15 protein-coding genes, 2 pseudogenes and 1 riboswitch are annotated in these 18,840 nt (G+C 58.5%); of the genes and pseudogenes, 13 read left to right on the plus strand and 4 right to left on the minus strand.

What is annotated here, in order from left to right:
• Window positions 1–44 precede the first annotated feature (44 nt).
• A riboswitch (cobalamin riboswitch) is annotated at window positions 45–261 on the minus strand.
• A gap of 614 nt (window positions 262–875) precedes the next feature.
• The 10 genes from Q3C01_RS43010 (at window position 876) to Q3C01_RS43055 (ending at window position 12,701) form a co-directional block, all read left to right on the plus strand.
• Window positions 876–1,616, plus strand: a complete 741-nt coding sequence (locus tag Q3C01_RS43010) for a hypothetical protein (protein ID WP_458151386.1) — start codon at window positions 876–878, stop codon at window positions 1,614–1,616.
• 400 nt (window positions 1,617–2,016) lie between these two features.
• Entirely contained in the window at window positions 2,017–2,235 is a 219-nt protein-coding gene (locus tag Q3C01_RS43015; protein ID WP_458151387.1) for a hypothetical protein, read from the plus strand.
• A 327-nt stretch (window positions 2,236–2,562) separates the two neighbouring features.
• A complete protein-coding gene (locus Q3C01_RS43020; RefSeq protein ID WP_458151388.1) occupies window positions 2,563–3,636 on the plus strand; it encodes a Gfo/Idh/MocA family protein in 1,074 nt (357 codons plus the stop codon).
• 511 nt (window positions 3,637–4,147) lie between these two features.
• Window positions 4,148–4,447: a hypothetical protein gene (locus Q3C01_RS43025; RefSeq protein WP_458151389.1), complete on the plus strand. Its 300-nt coding sequence runs from the start codon at window positions 4,148–4,150 to the stop codon at window positions 4,445–4,447.
• Between the two features lie 190 nt (window positions 4,448–4,637).
• Entirely contained in the window at window positions 4,638–7,793 is a 3,156-nt protein-coding gene (locus Q3C01_RS43030) for a DUF2169 family type VI secretion system accessory protein (RefSeq protein ID WP_458151390.1), read from the plus strand.
• Between the two features lie 91 nt (window positions 7,794–7,884).
• Window positions 7,885–8,859 carry a pentapeptide repeat-containing protein gene (locus Q3C01_RS43035; protein WP_458151391.1) on the plus strand — a complete coding sequence of 325 codons (975 nt, stop codon included), beginning with the start codon at window positions 7,885–7,887 and terminating at the stop codon, window positions 8,857–8,859.
• 3 nt (window positions 8,860–8,862) lie between these two features.
• Window positions 8,863–9,270, plus strand: a complete 408-nt coding sequence (locus Q3C01_RS43040; RefSeq protein WP_458151392.1) for a DUF4150 domain-containing protein — start codon at window positions 8,863–8,865, stop codon at window positions 9,268–9,270.
• A gap of 31 nt (window positions 9,271–9,301) precedes the next feature.
• Window positions 9,302–10,246 (plus strand): hypothetical protein, encoded by a 945-nt coding sequence (locus tag Q3C01_RS43045; protein ID WP_458151393.1) that lies wholly within the window; start codon window positions 9,302–9,304, stop codon window positions 10,244–10,246.
• 23 nt (window positions 10,247–10,269) lie between these two features.
• Complete coding sequence (locus Q3C01_RS43050; protein ID WP_458151394.1) at window positions 10,270–10,923, plus strand: DUF3540 domain-containing protein; 654 nt, start codon at window positions 10,270–10,272, stop codon at window positions 10,921–10,923.
• A 5-nt stretch (window positions 10,924–10,928) separates the two neighbouring features.
• Window positions 10,929–12,701 carry a tetratricopeptide repeat protein gene (locus tag Q3C01_RS43055; RefSeq protein WP_458151395.1) on the plus strand — a complete coding sequence of 591 codons (1,773 nt, stop codon included), beginning with the start codon at window positions 10,929–10,931 and terminating at the stop codon, window positions 12,699–12,701.
• A gap of 244 nt (window positions 12,702–12,945) precedes the next feature.
• On the opposite strand, the gene Q3C01_RS43060 is transcribed toward Q3C01_RS43055, so the two are convergent.
• Window positions 12,946–13,695, minus strand: a complete 750-nt coding sequence (locus tag Q3C01_RS43060) for an outer membrane protein (RefSeq protein ID WP_458151396.1) — start codon at window positions 13,693–13,695, stop codon at window positions 12,946–12,948.
• 192 nt (window positions 13,696–13,887) lie between these two features.
• Between Q3C01_RS43060 and Q3C01_RS43065 the strand changes: the two genes are divergently transcribed.
• Complete coding sequence (locus tag Q3C01_RS43065; protein ID WP_458151397.1) at window positions 13,888–14,301, plus strand: zincin-like metallopeptidase domain-containing protein; 414 nt, start codon at window positions 13,888–13,890, stop codon at window positions 14,299–14,301.
• Between the two features lies 1 nt (window position 14,302).
• Window positions 14,303–14,653, plus strand: a pseudogene (locus Q3C01_RS43070) (transposase); the annotation flags it as partial.
• Here the strand turns inward: Q3C01_RS43070 and Q3C01_RS43075 are convergent.
• Window positions 14,634–15,344 (minus strand): radical SAM family protein, encoded by a 711-nt coding sequence (locus tag Q3C01_RS43075; protein ID WP_458151398.1) that lies wholly within the window; start codon window positions 15,342–15,344, stop codon window positions 14,634–14,636. The pseudogene Q3C01_RS43070 and the gene Q3C01_RS43075 sit on opposite strands and share 20 nt — an antisense overlap.
• Window positions 15,345–15,716: 372 nt before the next feature.
• Between Q3C01_RS43075 and Q3C01_RS43080 the strand changes: the two genes are divergently transcribed.
• The gene (locus tag Q3C01_RS43080) at window positions 15,717–15,941 is read left to right on the plus strand and encodes a hypothetical protein (RefSeq protein ID WP_458151399.1); all 225 of its coding nucleotides are present in this window, start codon (window positions 15,717–15,719) and stop codon (window positions 15,939–15,941) included.
• Between the two features lie 801 nt (window positions 15,942–16,742).
• Here Q3C01_RS43080 and Q3C01_RS43085 read toward each other — a convergent pair.
• Both Q3C01_RS43085 and Q3C01_RS43090 read right to left on the minus strand, forming a co-directional pair.
• On the minus strand, window positions 16,743–17,795 hold the full coding sequence (locus Q3C01_RS43085) for a type III polyketide synthase (protein WP_458151400.1): 1,053 nt from the start codon (window positions 17,793–17,795) through the stop codon (window positions 16,743–16,745).
• A 672-nt stretch (window positions 17,796–18,467) separates the two neighbouring features.
• A pseudogene (locus tag Q3C01_RS43090) lies at window positions 18,468–18,840 on the minus strand (hypothetical protein); the annotation flags it as partial.

Consider the following 18,840-nt stretch of genomic DNA (forward strand, 5'->3'; position numbering starts at 1 on the left):
GCCGGACGGTGCGTGCAAGCGACCGCCGGGACACCCCGCCCGTGGACGTTCAGATCGTCACGGCAGGTCTCCTGGCTTGCAGGTCGTTGCTTGCTTCCTGTCTTCCCGGCGCAGGTGCACCAGTGACGTTGTCCGGAAGCAGCTCGCTGCTGACAGTTGCGGGGGCAGCGCCGGAATTCCGCACCAAAGGCGCAGTTCACCGGCTTCCCTCTTAGCCACTACATCTTGCGACGCAGTAGGACCGTGACACCCACATATGGTAACATTCGAGGCAAGCTGTCAATGATCAATTAGGGCCGGCGGCGATTCGCTGTGGAATGCTGGTTTCTCAATCACGGCTGTGCCAGTCGGCGAGTTGGTCTGGACGCGAAGCCAACTGATGAATCGCATCCGGAGGATACACGAACAGAGCGAACTGCTAGTTGGCTCGGCCAAAAAACGCGTGGTCAGCATTTGGCATTCGCCCGTCCTTTGACCGACGCGGCAACTCGGCCGAGGCGACGGATCCCTTCGAGCATCGCGGCGGTGAGCGGCTCCTGATGGACCCGAGGAAACTCTTGCACAACGCAGCAGGTTTCTGCCCGCACATCCTTCTTCACGAGGTGCGACAGGCATTATGAGCGGTAGCAAATAGTTAGTGCTGCGCCAGCTCCTGCCGCGACACACTTCGATGCGGCAAGCAAAACTTTGCGGTCCGGTCAACCACCATTGCTGGTAATTGATCAAAATGACAGCAACTCGTCACCTACCGATGGATGAACGTCAGGTTGGTCAAACGCACCTGTTAAGGGTTCGGTATGCAACGCAAGCCACAACCCGCCGGTCCGGTTCAACGAACAGTTTCACCTGGGACTCTTGGTTGGGAGAGCAACAAGATGGAGGAACTTCCTGAGGGGACTAAGTTCAACCACGCTAATAGGGATGGAGTGTGGGGCGGCGCGGGGCAAAGTGGGCATTCGGGCGAGGCAATTTGGATGGCCTCAGAAAATGATTTGAACGCTGCACACGGCTATGCCGGAAGTTCAGGCCGCTACTTCGTTGTCGAGGCGGACAAATCACTCAAATTGGCGGTCATGGACGAGCCGTATGATCAGGTCGAACCAGACGAACTGGGCGCATGGGCTGCGATGGCGCAAGAGCATGGTTTGGACGGAGTGAAAACCGAGCATGAGAGCTCGTACGAGGTTGTTTTGTTTGACAGAAGTAAAATTAGATTTTTGGCTGAACGTCCTTTGGGGCTTCCTGCCGAGGAAGGCGCTGGTATCGTGCCGGAGAAGGGAGACGATCTGGGCAAGACATGGCGGGAGATGGAAGTCTCGACGTCGTCGACTGCCGAGGCTTCGAAATTGCGCTCGAGGTTCGGCGGTATGTGGTCCATGTGGGACTTCGGACGTGTCGTCGGCGAGAGCTGGGACCACGGCTCCCAATCGGCACCCGACGCGCTGATCGGCGCATTGAACAGGCTCGGCGAACTGCCGAAGCCTTTTCAGCCGACAAATTTGTACATCCGCGGCTGGCCTTACACGGCGCATTTCGGCGGCGGAGGACGGGAGGCCACCCCGAACAATTCGATGGGCCTCGTCATAACTCTGGTTCTTCGACTTGAAGGCGGCTGAACATCGCACTCCTTTAAACTTGCTGAAGATGTGGCAGAGGAACGTTCAGGTTGGAACGACAGTTACGACCGCGGGCGCCGCAAGGAGCAAGACATCGAAGGAATGAATGAGTTTCTGCTAACGCATTGTCTGCTGATTGCCGACGGCTTGGACAACTGCTTGAGACCGCGCATTGGTCACGCATGGCCATGGCCGGAGACGGCAGCGTAACGACTTTTATTCGAGGCATAATCACGCGATACAAACTGATCGTCGTGCCGGTATTGGTCTGAGTAAGCCAGCCAGTCGTCGCTTCGCGCCAATGCTGATCGTAGCCGACCGCCAGGGTTGATCCGTATCGGTTGGTCCAATGAAGCCTCGACTTCATGACTCGGCGGAAGCCATTAAGGAATCTTGTTGGATGTCGATCGCCCGCGAAACGGCCACGTTCTTGCGTGCCGAAACACATTGTACCCGCGCTTTTTTCTGGGGTGCTGGGTTCGCGACATTTGCGTGGGAGACTGACGTTGGCCCAACTATTCGTCGCCCCCTTTCGAAGCAAGGTTTGCACAAGGTCTTTAGTGGCACGGCAATTGCTGGAACCGTGGATGTCGATCCTCGCCAACCTTTTGCGTTCTGATGTTCCTGCGATTTGGCAATTATTGCCGCAACAGAGAGCCAGCTGTGACAGAGCCAGCTGTGACAATGCATTCGCAATTTCAGGCGCAATGCGGCAGGTCCGTTTCGATCTGGCCGCAGTCTAACGGTTACTCCACCAGCTCGGTCATCTGATGGGAAGTTAGGAGGGGAGGAGAAATGAGTACAGGGGCCCGAGGCTCTCGGCGGGAATGGCGTGGCAGTCCTCAGATACGACCTCGTTCCCGCTGTATGACGGACCGAAGCGAACGAGGTTGGAGGGAATCCGACCAGCCTCGAACGCGATCCAACACGAGCCCTCGGAGAGGAAATGATGATCAAGTATGCAGTCGTCGGCGCAGGCTCGATTTCGCAACAAGCCTTCTTGCCAGGGGTCAAACAGTCCACAAACTCGAAGGTTATCGCAATCGTAACCGGTCATCGAGACAAAGCCGCGCGACTGGCGGATTTCCATGGTATTGGTCAGGTCGTCCATTATGACGGATATGATGCTCTTTTGAGAGGCTCCGACGTCGACGCGGTGTATATTGCTCTACCCAACCATTTGCATGCCGACTACGCTGTTCGGGCGGCCCGCGCCGGCAAGCACATTTTGGTCGAGAAGCCGCTGGCTACCAACGAACATGATGCCCTCGCTATGATCGCCGCCGCGCGCGAGGCGGGCGTGCTTCTGATGACCGCCTACAGGCTCCACAACGAACCGGGAACCGTCGCGGTCCTCGAACATGTCCGCAACAACGCGATCGGCCGACCGCTCATCTTTCAATCGGTTTTCAGTTTCCAGACGGCGGCAGGGAACCACAGACTCAAAGCTGCGAGTTGGGGTGGACCGCTCCAGGACGTCGGGGTCTACTGCGTCAACGCGGCTCGTCATATCTTTGCAGAAGAGCCGATCGAGGCTGTGGCGATGGCGCACGGCCCGAACGAGGACCCGCGGTTTGGCGAGGTCGAAGCGTCGGTCGCAGCGTTACTGCGTTTTCCTTCAGGCGGTTTGGCCCAATTCGTCGCCAGCTTCGGGGCAGCCACCGTCGACGCTTATCGGGTCGTCGGAACGTCGGGCGATATCGAGCTCGACCCCGGCTTTAGGTTCGAGACGGCAACAAAATTGCGACTGCGCTGCGACGGCGAGGTCGGCGAAACACAGTTTCCGCACATCGACCATTTTGCCGCGCAGGTGCAGTACTTTTCAGATTGCATCAAATCTGGAACACCGCCCGAGGCTGATGGCGAGGAAGGTTTGGCGGACCTGCGCGCACTGCTCGCAATCGAGGCGGCCGTCCTGACCGGACAACCGCAAACGATCACATCCCCTGCACGTGCCCGCCATCCAACGCCTGACATGGTACGATTTGTACCTGCAACCGATCGACGACTGGTCCTCTGACGAGACTGCTGCCAGCATCGTCAACGCGGGCGAGACGGGTTCGACCTGCATAGATCCAGCCGCGCCGAACCTCCGCGCCGCGATGGAGGCCGATCTGTCCGGCCTCGGACCCGCCTGTTTGCTGCCTGAGCTCGAAGTATGGTGGCGCTGCGATCATGTTTTCGTCCTCCGCTGTAAGCCGGTAGTCACAAGCACTTGGTTTCGGTCCGTCGCGCGAGACCGGGGCGTGGACTGTTCCGGAAGTCACCACCAACCAACGACTGCCGCGCGAAAGGAGCAAGTACAAATTTTTGCCCGTCTTGCACTGCATATAGCAATGACTACTTCGACGACTTTTGCCCTACTTAACCTCCTGATTTTCATCTTCAGCGAAGTTCGCATGCGGCAGACCACGGTCGCTGTTCTGAACACGACAGGAGTTGTGCGTCCGTCAGAAACAGGACACGGGCTAGTCGTGTCGTGTCCCGTGTGAAAGTCTTCGTTTCCCATGATCATCCGGCCAGCCGTTGGAATGGAGATTGCTGTACTCGATCATAGTGCGGGCATGATGCAGGGTCCCTCCCCGATCGTGATCACGCGTCGCCTTATCGTCGAAGATCGCTGGTTTCGCTATGACTACTTGGATACGATCGAAGAGCTCACGTTCCTCCGAGAACCGCTGCCGGTTGCGTTTCGTGCACTGGTCCATCCTTCAAGAACAAATTCACGTGCAGTCTTTCTTCGCCCCGAGCGCATTCGGACAAGCGTTTCGCAAACATCAGTCCCTTATGCTCTGAGCCGCTTTGGCGTATTCAGCAAAGAAAACTCGTGACGTTAGCGTCGAACCTTGTGAACTGACTCTTCAAGGAATTCGCACTTGGCGTGTCGCACAACGATGCCCCTGCTCGAAAGGACGGCTGCCGTACCGCGTCAATTCACCGCGCGTTGGCAACTGGTCAATTCGCAACTCTGTCACGCCGGATAAATAAGACTGCGGAGTGGGAATTTAGCGGGGCGCTCTCATGCCCATTCTGATCAAGCCCCGTACGCTGGGTCTACTGACCAAATGCGAGCGCCGTCCTCGCGGGGCAAGCCTCATCGTTTCCGTCTTCGCGATGTTCGATCTCGCAAACCCGGGCGCTGATCGTCTGGAAGGCGAGCAGGAACTTTGGATCATGAGCGCGAAAGAGCTTCCACCCGGCAGCCCGCTTGATATCGGCATGCCTAAGCCGAAAGCCGAAGTGCTCATCGGTGGACATGCGGCAGCACCCGAGGGACGGCGAACCCAGCGCATGATGTTGGGGTGGTCGCTCGGACCGATGCAGAAGCGCCTGTTGGTGACGGGCGATCGCTATTGGCAGATGACGACTTCCGGCTGGAGACCAACAGCTGCCAAACCTTTCCACCAGATGCCGCTAACACGTCAGCGCACATTCGGGGGGGCCGGACATCCGACGAACCCAACCGGCACTGGCCACGAGGCCCTTCGCCGTAGCATGGCGGGCGAAGTGGTGGCGCTACCCAACCTGGAACATCCCGACTACGCGGTTCAGTTTATCGAGACCGCGGGGCGCCCCGCAGCGTTCGGACCAATGGCCCTCGATGACAAGGAGCGCCTGCGATACGCCGGAACTTACGACACCGAGTGGCTGAAATCGGCCGCTCCGGCGTTGGCGCTTGATGTCGATCCGCGGCTCTTTCTGTTCGCACCGCCGGACCAGCGCCTGGGCGGCTTTCTTTGCGGCGGAGAACCCTACGCGCTGAAAAACTTCTCCTCGGAAGCTCCGTTGATCGAAGGCGTCCTCCCCACCTTTCGCGTGCGATGCTTCATCGGTTGGAGCGCTCCAGAACGTGCCGTCAGCGAACTGCAGACGCGCATCGACACGCTGTGGCTGTTCGCTGGTGCTCGCCGCGGCATCATGATCCACCGCGCCGCGACCGCCGTGCAGGAAATCGACGGCAGCGACGTTGCCGACATTATGGTCGCCTACGAACGGGCGAGCGATCCCGCGCGGTCGATAGATCATTATCTGAACGTCAGGCGGCTGCGCCTCGACCCCAAAACCGCCGCGCGCTACGCCTTTTCGGAACATCAACTCACGCCCGAGCTTCCATCTGCCGAGCGCGAGCGCCGCGCAGCACGGCGAGCAGAATTGGCCAGACAGCGTGCAGCGCGCCAGCAGGCCTCCAGGCGCTGGGCGCTCGATCAGGAACTCGCACGCATCGATCTTCCACCTGCGCTGCGCCCTGCAATCGAGACACCGCCCATCGAACCGTCAACTATTCCCGAATTGTTGCCGGAGGAACTCGAGAGTGGCGAAATCGACTTGGCCGAGATTCTCGATGCCGTGGAGGCGGTCCAGGCCAAGGCCCTGTCCGATGTTGATAAGCTCGCTGCTCAGTGCGAGCCAATACGCGACGCGTATGACAGGATTTCCAGCGGCGATGCCGTGTCGGCCGATATCGACGCCTTACTTGCCGCGATCGGCAGCATGGGCGGCGCACAGGCGATTGATGCAAGCTTTGAGCAAATCCCGTCACTGCCTGCCCTGCCGCCGGGGGTTGATCCGACCCTTATGGACGAGCTCGAAGCCAAGCTCGCACGGGCAAAGGACTGGCGTGAAGAGATTATTGGCGCAGCAACACGGTCCGTCGACGAGCGGAAGCAATTCGCACTTGCGCATGCTCGCTTCTTTGGCCTGCCGGCTGGCAGACCACTTGAGTCGGTCCGAACCGCGTTGTTGGACGAAGCTTTTTCACCGTCCGACATCCCTACAATTGCGTTCCCGGAGGAAGCCCGGCGCGTCAAGTCCCAGCCGCTGCGGCAACCGACTATTAATGAGATAACGACGCAGTTCGAAAACAACGGTGCACCCGCTGAAGCCATGCAGCGTCTGCGCACGGCCTTCACCGATGCCGAAGCGGCGCTCAGAGACGCGCTGCCCTCGTTGGCCAGCGATGGTCGCGCGCCGTTCGAGGCCTTGGTCGGGACCGATCAGCCGCCGCCCGCCGATACGGCCGAAGCGGCGCTGGATGAGGCCGTCAAGGCAAGTAAGGAGGCGGTGACCGTCCCGCAGACCGAGATCGATCGCGCGGAAGGTCAGCTCGCGCCCGCCATGGCCGCGGTAAGGCTAGCCTCACCCAAGCCGCTCGAACCTCAATCGGCGCTAGCTCCAGCCGTGGCACGCGCTCTGGGCGAGGTCGTGGAGGACGAATACAGCCGCGGCCGCTCACTCGCAGGCCGCGATCTTGCCGGCGCCGACCTCTCGGGCAGGCAATTGGCCAGAGCGGATTTCTCCGGCGCCTTTCTCGAACGCGCCAAGCTGAGCGGGACTAATCTTGCCGGCGCAAAACTTCTGAAGGCCACGCTCGCCGGCGCGGTGCTCGTCAACGCTGATGTCAGCGCGGGCGACCTCACTGACGCCAATCTTGGTGAAGCCGACTGCCGCGGGGCGCGTTTCGCAGGCGGCCGGCTTGTACGTACTCAAGTTCTCGGAGCGCGAATGGTGGGCGTGTCCTTCGACCAGGCCCATCTCGCCGATCTGCAAATGTTGCAAGTGCCAATGATCGGGGCAACATTCCGCTCTGCGCAGGTACATCAATGCGGCTTCATTCGAGCCGCCCTGAATAACAGCGTATGGCAGGGCGCCACCCTCCAGCGAACACAATTCTTGGACTTGCCGCTGTCTGATGCGGACTTTTCCGGCGCTCGCCTCGAGCAAACCTGCTTCCTCAAAGTGGCGGCGCCGCAATGCGATTTCAGTGCCTCCAAATTCGACCAGGTCAGCTTCATCGGTGAAATCGATCTTCGTGATGGCCGCTTCGACCAAACCAGCGCGGAGGCGCTTTCCTTTCAGGACGCCGATCTGACCGGCACCGACTTCAGCATGGCGCGGCTTGACGGTGTGTATTTCGGAAAGTCAACTCTGTTGCGCGCGACCTTCCGAATGACTTCGCTGAAAGGTGCGGTCTTCACCGGCAACGATCTGAGCGGCTGCGACTTCTATGCTGCCAACCTGCTCGAGGCACACCTCAATGAGGCGGATTTGGCCGGCGCCAGTTTGCGCGATGCAAATCTCTACGGTGCCGACCTGATGGATTCAACGTTGGTCGCCGCCGATTTGACCAACGCCAATATCGACCGTACCGTCCTTATGGTCCCTCGTCATGTCAATTGATCTGCTGTTGCAATCAATCGTCCACCGCGTCCCGGTACGGCAAGTCAATCTCGATGGCGAGACGCTGTCCGGGCTATTCCTGAACGAGGGCGTGGTGCTGAGCTCGTCCTTTCGCAACAGCAACTTCAGCCGCACCTCCATGAAAGGCATGACGTTTCAGGACTGCGACTTCAGCGGCGCTTTGCTCGCCGACGCTTGCCTCGACAAATGCACGTTTGTCAGTTGCCGCGCAAGCGAGTCCAACTGGCGAGGGGCTAATCTCGGCCAATCGACGTTGATGTCATCAGATCTCAACCGTAGCGATTTCAGCCAGACGCGGCTCACTCAGACGACAATGATGCGCTGTGTCTTGGCCTGCGCCGTCCTGCGTGACGCCAACCTGTTACAAAGCGCCATCATGGACTGCGACCTCGCAAATCTCGCGCTCGACGGCGCCACACTCTCCAATGCCGCCATTACGCAGGCCGATTTGCGGAGCGCTAGCCTTTCAGGCATGCGATGCGACACCATCCTGTTGGCGGAATGCGATCTGTCCGAGCGAGACCTCAGAGGTTTGACCCTGACGCGCGCGAACTTGAGCGGTGCAAGGCTGAACGGCGTCGACTTATCAGGTGTAGACCTCTCTGGCTCGATTCTGTCAGGTGCCAGCCTCGTGCGTGCCGACCTCTCCCGCGCCACCGCCTCGAATACGCTGTTCGACAAGGCCGATTTGCGAGCGGCCAACCTGCGAAGCGCCAATTTGGCGCAATGCATCTTTCAGGAGGCGCGCCTCGACAGCTGCGATCTCTCGAGCACAACACTGGAGATGGCCGTATTTACGCGTGCGTCCGCCAAGTCTACCTCGTTTCGCGGTGCGGAGATGCCCTATGCGCGGATGCACCATGCTAATGTCGATGGCAGCGACTTCTCCGGCACACGCTTTCTACGCACAGATTTTCATTGCACATCGACGAACGGCAGCCTGTTCGTGGGCACGCGTGGCAGCACCCTGCCGACGGTGCCTGAACGCGCTATTGCCGAACTCTACGATGCCAGCTACGTGGCCCCATTCAATGGAGAGTTCTGAGTCATGTCCTTTGTCAATGCCACCGGCCCGATGTCGGCGCAGGATCTCGGCTTTCCCGACGTATGCAACACACCGGTCGGTCCCGCCGTCGTCCCCACCCCTTATCCGAATATCAGCTTGAACACGACAGGTGTTCCGAGCCAATCTCGTTGCCTGCTCATGAGTATGCCGGCGCACAACATGAAGACGGTGCGCACAATTTCGAGCGGTGACAACGCGGGCGTTGCCCTCGGTGTCATATCCGGTACGGTCATGGGTCCAGGTCGCGCTACGAAAGGATCGACCAATTTGTTTATCGGCGGCCCGCCGGCCACCAAGATGACGATGCCAACCAAGCAGAACGGTTCCAGCCCGAACACATTCGGACTGTCGATATCACCGTCTCAAATACGATTGATGGCGCTACGTTAAAGCACCCAACCGAATGACTGAGGGGCCGATTATGTCGAATGCCTATGCCCGATTCTTCGTCCCGGAAGCACCAAACTCTCCGCTGACGAACTCGAGCTATCTGCGCCTCGGCGCTTATTCTGTCGGCGAGGAGAAGATTGTCACCGACCTCACCACAACGAGCGACAACACTTCGACCAGGCATGAAAGCGACCACGCTGGCATACTTGCCTTCACCAAGAAGGACTTCCAGGTGACCGCTGAGGGCGCTGCGCTGATGACAATTGGCCGTGGCCACACCACCGAGGTCAGGAACGGCGACGCCAAATATACGGTCCTAAAAGGCACTTATGAAATCTCGGCGCAGAGCGACGTATCGATCAGCGCCGGTGCCGACGGCGGAGCGGGTAACATCAGCATGACCGCCTCGCATTACGAGCAGACCACCAAAGGCAACTTGTCAGAGACCACCCACGGCAAATCGAAGCGGACCACGAACGGCGCGGCTATGGAAATCTACAACGGTGCCAAAGTAACCTGCGTGGAGGGCGTAAGCGTTACCACAGTTGCGGGCCTTGATGTAGCTGCGTTCCTCGGCGGGATGATTACCGTCAAACTTGGCTACAACCTCTCGATCAGCCTTGGCGGCAACCACTCGCTCCGGTTTCGTTATGCAAATACCATCACGGTCGGGAACGAGTTCAATCACGTGACGGGAGTTATGACCAGGATCATCGGCGGATACAACGTGCAGGCTGCTGATTCTGACGTCCGTTATGTCAAGAAGACTTATCTCAAAGTTGTGGATGATGCGGACGTGAAAAGGGTCAGGCTCGATGGCACATGGTGCGAAACGAGCGTCCAAGTCGCGGACGCACAAGTTCAAGCTGGCCAAATGAGCACCGATCAGCGCGAGGTTGTCACGATAGTGCGCGAGGCTGAGAACGCGACTGGTCAGTATAAGGCCCAAAACTGGAAAACGCTGCTGTACCTGTAGCGTTCATGGATGAAGAAATGCTAATGGCGTTCCGCAACACAAACATTGAGGTCGTAGCGACGGCCGAGCGGCGCCTGCTTGCCAATGGGCACCACACTGCCCGTGTCGTGACAGTCGATGAAGATGGAGCAATGTCGGAGGTCGAAGTCGCCGGCGCTCGTCATACGGCGGCGGTCGCTTTCGGCTGTCTGGTGCGACCGATTCCGCATGACCTCGTGCTGCTCTTCAGCGATGCGGGACAAATCTTCGTTCTGGCAGTACTCGAGCGGGGAACGTCAAGTTGCGGGACCGTCGCTTTGCCATCTGGCGGCAACATGTCGATCGAGGGCGACACCATCGCTATCACCGGGCACCAGCGAATGTCCCTGCGCGCCGACACTATCGATCTGCAGACTAAGCTGTTTGCCGTGCTCGCGGACAAGGCGACCTGGATTGGCAGGCTTTATTCTTTGATCGCGGACCGTTTCCGCAGCGCGACGCGCATCCAGGAAGCCAGCACCGATTTACTTACGGTAAGAGCAGTCGAACGTATCGCCGTCATCGACCGTATCGACTCGCTGCAGACCGAAACCCAGGCCATTAAGGTGACCGGCATTGCCTCCGAGACGGCGCACAGCAAGGTCATCGCCGTGACCGAGGATCTCCGCCTCGACGGCAAACGTGTGACGGTCGCATAACGAGCATGCTGACTGGCTTTCCGGCTCCGACCTGCCAAGACCGTCTTAGAACGGCGCAGGAGTTCATTGCCGCCAATCGCCTCGATGAGGCGGAGGCCCTGCTGAACGATGGCAGTGTCCTAGCCAACAATCCGGATATGCTCAATGCAAGCGCGACACTGGCGCTCGCGCGGCGGCGAACCGAATATGCATTCGAGATGCTGGCGGATGCAGCGACCCTCTATCCTGACCATGCTGGTCTCGTTACTAATCTTGGCATCACCCACGAATTGCTCGGCCGCTTTGACGAGGCGGTGATCTGTCTCGAACGCGCGACGGCACTCGTCCCACAGAAAGAAGACATCAAGCTCGCGCTCGCTCATGCTCTGCTGTGCCGCGGCGACATTGTGCAAGCCCGGGCGATCACGGAGGCTGCTCTACAACACGAGCCTGCAAATGCGCGCGCTTTCCTCCAACTTGGAGTCATTGATCTCGCCTTGCGAGACCACGCGTCGGCCGAGGCCGCCTTGTTTCATGCCCTGGAGCTAGCGCCGGACGATCCAGATACACTGCGCAACTTGTCGGTGCTCTTGCTTGAACGCAATCGCTTCGAGGAAGCGTTAAGCCTTGCGGAACGCGCGCATTTGCGCGCCCCGCTCGATACGGCCGTGCTTGTGCATCTGGCTCATTGCCGCGCTGCGGCCGGACTCTGGCCGCAAGCGGAGGTCGCTTGCAGGAAATTGCTTGCCTATGCGCCGAGCCATCTTGGCGCGCACGAAATCCTGGCCCGTGTGACGATCGCTAGCGGTGAGGTGGATCGGGGCATTACGGAGCTCACGCGGTTCGTACGCTCCCGCAAATCAGATCTTTCTGCCGCGCTTGCTCTGGCGCGCACCTTGCAGTTTGTCGGCCGGTTTAATGAGGCCCTCACGCTTGCCAGCCACGTCGCGCACATGCGCCCCGACGATGAAACGGCAATGTGCCTGAAGACGACCCTTGAACTGACGCTTGGTCGCTTCCCGACACCTGAGCCGGTCGCCTTGGCCCTTGTGACGCAGGTTCTCGTGCCGGCGACGACCGGCCCGCTCGAGTTCGTGGCGCTCATTCGTCTTTTGAGTCGGCTGTCGAGCCAGCAAGTTGTGCGCGTAGTCGCGGAGTCACACTACCAGACAGTTCTCGCCAACCTAGCTGAGCAGGTCATTTCAGACGAGCCAAAGTCTGGGCTCTCCGCCACCCCGCTGCAATCGCTATTGCGCATACTGGAGATCGACGCCCGCAACATTGCCGATGGCATCCCTTATTTGCGACCGGAGTCGGAGCTATTTGCCAAATGGCGAGACGCTCTGGCCGGATTTGCAAGACCCTTGGTCGGCATCGTGTGGGACGGCGGTGTTCTCGGGCTATCCATGGAACAGATCGCCGCTACGCTCCCCGCCTCCGTCACGCCGGTCAGTTTGACAACCGGCGCGCAACGGCACGACATGAGGCGATGGGGCCGCCCTATCGATGCCGGTGCACACATCGACAGCCCGGCGGAACTGATCGCAGCGATCGCCAATCTCGACGCGGTGGTTGGGCCCGACAGCTTCGCGATCCATATAGCGGGGGCGCTCGGGGTGCCCGGCGCCGTCTTCGTGCCAAACGGCTACCCTTGGTACTGGGCGCAGAGCAACGGAAAGCCGCTCTGGTACCCATCGTTCGAAGTCATTGTGCAAGAAGGGCTTGGAAATTGGTCCGGGGCGATTGACGAAGGTCGGCGCCGGCTCGCCGCGCTACTGCACGCGCCCGCGATCGATTGAACGGCTTGCGCCGCCCAGAACATAACCGGAGATCACCATTTGCGTGTTGTAGACAGCAATCCGCAATATCCTTGAATCCCCCACGGCAACGGTCACTAGCTCATGTCGTATGGGCAGTTGCTCAGTACTACTACGAGCGCATAGGGAGGCGCGATCGAATTGGTCGAATGGCAGATGAATGGTCCAAGAAAGAGCCCTGCCCAAGGGGGCAGGGGCTCTCAAGTTCTAAAGATGAAGACGATCGCTACTTGGCAATCACCGGCTTGGCAACCACCGGCCCGCCGAACGTGTAATTGAGCCGCGCGGTCACGAGATCGACATCCTGATGGATGCGATCGCTCCCGGAACCAGCGGACGTGGTAAAGCTCAAGTTACCGTCCTGCATGAACAAGTGGTCGTACTCGACGGCGACCGACCAGTTCGGCGCGAACTTAAATTCCACGCCCGCGCCCACTGCACCGCCCCAGCTAACATTGCCAGCGCTTGCCAATGGCGCGCCGGTAAGACTGGAGCTCACCTCGTAGCTGTTGCTCGTTAGCGCAAGACCGCCCTTGGCATAAACCAGCACATCATTGTCGAAGGCGTAGCCGACCTGGCCGGTAATCATACCGAACCCGTCGATCTTTGTTCGAATGGTGTCTGTTGGCAGCGCGATGCTAACATTGGAGCCGCTGAGATTAGCCCAGTTCCCTTGACCTTCGAAACCAACCACCGCATGGCCGTACTGCCGGCGGTAGCCGATCTGCCCACCTACTGTGGCGCCATTTGCATGATGGCACCCCTCCGATGCGACCCCACCAAAGTCCCAGCAATTTTGGCTCGATGCCCAGCCGGTGTTGATGCCGGCATAGAAACCGGTCCATTCGTAAACCTGGACTCCGACCGGCGGTGGCGCCTGGGTGTAGACGGGCTGAGCAGCTAGATCTGCGCCGAATGCGGGCGCTGCCGCACTAAGCGCGACGAAGCTCGCAGTCACAAGCAACAAATTCTTCATTTCGAGCTTCACTCCTTTTCAGATGCCCCTAGCCGCGCCCGTCTTACCAGCGTCGACGCGAATTGCTGTAGCTGAAGGGCAACGCTCAACTCGAAGCTTTCGCTTGAATCTGACGCTGCGTGAGGTTGTAGGCTACGCAATCGTGATCAGAGTTGTGAGATGTAAGCGTGCGTACCGGATCCGAGCGCGTGCGTGTTCGAGTATCGGCGCCTGCATGTTCTGCTCAAGCGGGAGGGCTATCAGCACAGCCGTTCCGGCCCTCGCGAAAACAGAAGGCTCGTGGTCCGTCGCTACGCAATGGAAGAGCTCGCAGAGCTGGGCGCCGCGGTCCTTTGTGCGGAGTTGGGGATTGCCGTTCAGCCGCGTGCCGACCATGCGCAGTACTTGGCGCATTGGCTGAATGCGCTCAAGGCCGACAAGCGCGCTATCTTCACCGCCGCTCCAAAGGCGGGTGAAGCGGTGGCTTCCTGTACGACAACTGACAAGCGAGAAACAGAGCAGTTATTCTTCCATAACCTAGTCTTACTGAGTCAGAGTGTCGCGGCTTTTACGGAGAAAAATCATATATTTGAGAAGACTCATCTTTTCAGCATGCGGAGAGGCTGAGATGGGTCTGGCAAAATCGGGGGACGTCGCGTCGCGGTTTTCGGCGTATGTTGAGGGTCTTACGAGCGTGATCGGGCACGCAGACCGAGCCAAACCGCTTCGCGATTACTGCACCGGACTGATGATGCCTTGCGATCGCAAGAGTGTCGAGCCGATGGCGGCGATCACGGCTCCCGAGCGGACAGCAGCGCAGCACCAGTCGTTGTTGCATTTTGTCGGTCAAGGCGACTGGTCGGACCAGCAAGTGTTGGCCAAGGTCCGTGAGTTAGTGCTGCCGAGCATCGAACGCCACGGAGAGATCGAAGCTTGGATCATCGATGATACGGGCTTTCCTAAGAAGGGGCGGCAAAGTCCATCTTTTTCAGTGTGAAGGAATAGTTTGCAGGTGCGCCCCGGAACACGCGTTTATCCATCCTCCCGGCTTGGTCCGCGTACCAGACTTCCCCAACAACAATGTCCGCACATGTTTGAGCGAGCTTGATTATTTCGAGGTATTCCTCGACCGGTACGTTTGGAAGAAATGGACGCAGTGCCAGGACACTAATAAGTCCGTTTGCTTTGAAGCGGCCTAGTTGCGCAATGCGTTCATATGGAGACGGGATAGGACGCGGTTCAAGGTGAGGATGATGAAGCTGTGCAACACTGACGTAGCCGAAGACTCGTCGGCCTTTCGATCTGCAGGAGTCACTTATTTCCGTTAGTTCGCGCAGCTGATCGTGGTTGAGGAGGGCCCGGGTCGTAAAGAGGAGATCGACACCGAATTGGAGAAGAGAGCGAAGCAAGGTTAGTCCCTCCTCCGTTCGCGGAGGGCCAAACGAATCTGTGTCGCCACCTATGTAGATGATATCGTACGGTTCACGAACCGACTTGATCCATTGGAGGATTTCGGGGATCTCCAAGGCAGCGTATTTCAGGAAGCCGGCCTGGACATAGCAGAACGGGCACCGATAGATACAATATCGACGCTGCGTCAACGGCCCCAACGAAACCATTATCCGCCGGTCCCGCACGTCAAAAGGCCGTTCATGCGGGCGCTGTAGCATGTCGCACTCCAGTCTGGTGTTTGAGCTAAGCTCCGTCGCCGACTTCCGTCACCTGCAAGTTCTTGTAGTTGCCTAGGTAAGCCGGTCGGCCCTTCCTTAATCGCGAGCGTGGTGTCAACCCAGATAGGCAAAAACGATTCGTCCGGGTCTCTTCCCGCGGTCGTCTATGCAGGAACGCCTCGTGATGGCGCGTTCAAGGGCTGAGGCATATCAATGTGAAGAGCGCGGTGCATAAGCTCGCAGGGACGACTTTGAGATTGCCAACACCGTCGTCCCGGCAGCCGCGCGCATAGATTGGGCGAGCGCCTCGCGCGCCGCATCGCTCGGCCACAGACAGCGCCGCCATCACCATGACGGCAGGCGCCCAAGACAATGGTGTGGGGCTCACGCCGATCAACCGTTCCGCGGATCGACAGGCTCTTCCGCTACGGCCTCAACGGCAACGGCGTCTGGCACGTACAAGGCGGAAAAGCCCAAACCGCGGGGTTCACGGCCATTCAGGTCGGCTTCATGTTCGACGGAACGACGCTTTCAGTCAGCGACACCACCAATTTGTTCAATCGCGTACCGGCCTACCTGTCCGTGAACCCAGCCTGAGGGCGGCGTTCACTTCCTCAGGAGGACTGGTGGCATTTTGAGGGCGTTGATCGTAATTTCTTGAGCCGCAGGGCGACAGAGCGTTCGCTTCGCTCAAGCAGGATAGAGATTCTTTTTGACGACTCCCTTTTCGAAGCGAGATCACGAAGGCGTTCGTCGTCTTCTTTGCACCATCGACGAGACCGGTTCCTAAGCATACTTCACTCGCGGATGTTTGAGCTGCAGTCACGATGATAATCAGCGTAGAGGGGCTATCATCCGCCGTCTTTCTGCTCGACAGGTCTAGAACGAGACGAATGTCTTTGCCGGAGTTGCTTTCGGCGCCATCGCTTCGGCGGCTCACGGGGCGGGGTGTAGGTCAAGCGAAGAGCAAGCGTTCCGAGCGCGATTGCAAACTTCTCTAGAGCTATGATTAATAGACGGCGCATTCGAATTTCAACCTGTGAGTGCAATTGAATGCGCACCTCAAGCGGAAGTTCCGAGCCGCTCCCTCAGCGGGCGTTCTTGTTCACTTCGGAAAGAGTTTTCCAAGAACAGGAACGCTAATGGCAGTGTTTTCCTTCGTTACTGCTGAGAGCAGACCAAGATTTTGGCATCGCTTCCCGACGCCAAACCTCTATGCGAGACGTGCCGTCGCGCGTAAACCAGCCCAACTATGAGGCCCCCCGGACCAGACGCAGAGCGCGACGATTTCCGGTTTACGACAAAAAGCTCTGGAATCTTTGGCCCAGCGCTCGCACTCTACACTTCAAAGGCTGCCCCCGATGGACGAAGCGTCGAGCGGCTCGGTACCACGATCGCTCATGTCCATCTCAATAGCGACATTTCGGCCGAGAATCCTGGTCCGAACGCAGCCAAGATCCCGTACGATCCTGGCACCTGGGGCTCATGCCCAAGTATGTGATCTAGCACGAACAATACGGTTGCGCTGGACATGTTTCCATGACGTCGAAGAGTTTCGTAGCTTGAAAAGAAGTCCTTGGATGGCCTTCCAAGGCTCTGTTCAAAAACCTCCAATATTTTTCTACCGCCTGGATGAAAGACCAAGCTCTTCACCTGATTGAGATCAATTCTGTCCTCCGCGAGCAACGAGGCCAGCGCATCCGGCATCAGCTCGCGTACCATTGATGGTATCCGCTCCGAGACGACGATCTCAAATCCAGAGTCGCCGAAATGCCAGCCCATGAGAGAAGTCGTGTTGGGGTAAAGCAGACTGCTGCTTTTCACGATTTCCAATTTGCCTCGGCCGCTTTCAGCTGGGGCGATGAGAACCGTGGCAGCCCCATCACCGAAAAGGCTCGTAGCGACGACGTTCTTGGGAGTGAGATCGTTCGGCTGGAACGTAAGCGAAGTCAGCTCTACGGTAGCGACTAGAATACATTCGTTTGTTGCCCGACAAATCGCTCCTGCCAAACCAATTCCCGATGCTCCCCCAGCACATCCCAGGCCAAAAACTGGCGTCCGTTTCACATCTTTTCGTAAGCCCAATTTAGAGATCAGATCCACGTCGAGACTAGGGGTTGCTATCCCGGTCGAAGAAATGAATATGATCCGATCGACTTGCTCTGGCTTGATCTCGGCACGTTCGAGACAGCGAGCTGTCGCTTGACATGTGAGCTCTTTGGCCCACATCAAATATGCTTCGTTTGTCTCACTGACGCGATGCTCGCTCAGAAACCATTCGGGCTTGACGCACACGAACCGCTCATCGACGAGGGTATGATCGAAGACTGTAAGATATTTTCCTAACGCATCTGTCTTAGAGCCGAAGTGTTGTCTAGCTAGTTTCTTGGCCGCGCTCTGAGAAAGACGAAATGGCGGTAAGGCCGTCCCAACAGCCACAATTCTTGACATCAGTTCCCCCTGGGGCCGCTCAAGTCAAGCTGTCCCGGCGGAACCGGAAAGAGGACGCGACCGTTGAATGCCGCTTTCACAAGGTCCTCACCACTTCCCGGCGATCCCTGATCCTTTTGCGACGAATGAAGCACTTGGGTCACACGGCGAATGTGGGCGCGAATGGTACGCATCCATACGGAAAAAACAGTACTTCAGGACGCTCGCGGATGGACAAAACAGGTGTCGACGCCCTGACCACCACGGGCGCCTCCATCAACAGCGCTCGCCGAAGCACTGGCCAGACCGGTTTAAAAAACGTCTGCAGGGATTTTGTCATCTTTCCAAGCCAGGTTGAAATTCGGCGTTCATACCGATGGGTTGGTCACGGGTGCCACGCGCGTATCTCTCCATCAACTGCCAAGACTGGTAGTGACCAAATCGCTATGTGTTGCTAGAGGAGGTAGCGTTCCGCGTAGGCACCTAGCTCGATAGGATTATTTGGCCGGCCAGCGCTTCCGCAATCGCATGTTCTCTTTGAACATACGAAAGTACTCAATCCGCCCGAGTTCTTGTGCCGCCTGCGACTCGCCGAGCGTTTACCGGCAGGGTGGCCAGATCCTTCAGCGAACTGGCAGCAGACCGCCTGTCAACCTGAGCCCGCGAAGCCATAGGTTGCGGCAGTCGCGTTGCTCAGCGACGAGGGTGATGGATGAGATAAAGGTCGTTGCCAATCCACTGGGCCGTGTAGAGCTCGCCCCTGATGGCAAACCTAGTAGTCGGCTCGGAATCGTTCGGCACGAGTTGCCATTGGCGCAGTTCAATATAGAGACCATCGGGAATGAGTTGGTCACCGTCCTGAAAATCCAACGCAACGGCGTATCCGAAGTCTGGCAGGTCGTGCTGCGCTTCCAAACCGCCGTGCGCGGAAGACGATGCCCTAGCTGCGGACGATGCCGCTCCCACAGATCGCGGGACCGGTTCGAGGCGCTCCTGCACTGATCCGTGGTGTTCAGGCTGCGGAATCAGAATAATTTCAATACCTAGCGGATTAGTTGGTGTCACC

It is taken from the genome of Bradyrhizobium sp. UFLA05-109 (assembly GCF_054185165.1).

Bases quoted from the DNA above. Each gene is read 5' to 3' on its own strand.
- Q3C01_RS43010 (WP_458151386.1), top strand. From the start codon at position 876: ATGGAGGAACTTCCTGAGGGGACTAAGTTCAACCACGCTAATAGGGAT.
- Q3C01_RS43015 (WP_458151387.1), top strand. From the start codon at position 2,017: ATGTCGATCGCCCGCGAAACGGCCACGTTCTTGCGTGCCGAAACACAT.
- Q3C01_RS43020 (WP_458151388.1), top strand. From the start codon at position 2,563: ATGATGATCAAGTATGCAGTCGTCGGCGCAGGCTCGATTTCGCAACAA.
- Q3C01_RS43025 (WP_458151389.1), top strand. From the start codon at position 4,148: ATGGAGATTGCTGTACTCGATCATAGTGCGGGCATGATGCAGGGTCCC.
- Q3C01_RS43030 (WP_458151390.1), top strand. From the start codon at position 4,638: ATGCCCATTCTGATCAAGCCCCGTACGCTGGGTCTACTGACCAAATGC.
- Q3C01_RS43040 (WP_458151392.1), top strand. From the start codon at position 8,863: ATGTCCTTTGTCAATGCCACCGGCCCGATGTCGGCGCAGGATCTCGGC.
- Q3C01_RS43045 (WP_458151393.1), top strand. From the start codon at position 9,302: ATGTCGAATGCCTATGCCCGATTCTTCGTCCCGGAAGCACCAAACTCT.
- Q3C01_RS43050 (WP_458151394.1), top strand. From the start codon at position 10,270: ATGGCGTTCCGCAACACAAACATTGAGGTCGTAGCGACGGCCGAGCGG.
- Q3C01_RS43055 (WP_458151395.1), top strand. From the start codon at position 10,929: ATGCTGACTGGCTTTCCGGCTCCGACCTGCCAAGACCGTCTTAGAACG.
- Q3C01_RS43060 (WP_458151396.1), bottom strand. From the start codon at position 13,695: ATGAAGAATTTGTTGCTTGTGACTGCGAGCTTCGTCGCGCTTAGTGCG.
- Q3C01_RS43075 (WP_458151398.1), bottom strand. From the start codon at position 15,344: ATGCTACAGCGCCCGCATGAACGGCCTTTTGACGTGCGGGACCGGCGG.
- Q3C01_RS43080 (WP_458151399.1), top strand. From the start codon at position 15,717: ATGGTGTGGGGCTCACGCCGATCAACCGTTCCGCGGATCGACAGGCTC.
- Q3C01_RS43085 (WP_458151400.1), bottom strand. From the start codon at position 17,795: ATGTCAAGAATTGTGGCTGTTGGGACGGCCTTACCGCCATTTCGTCTT.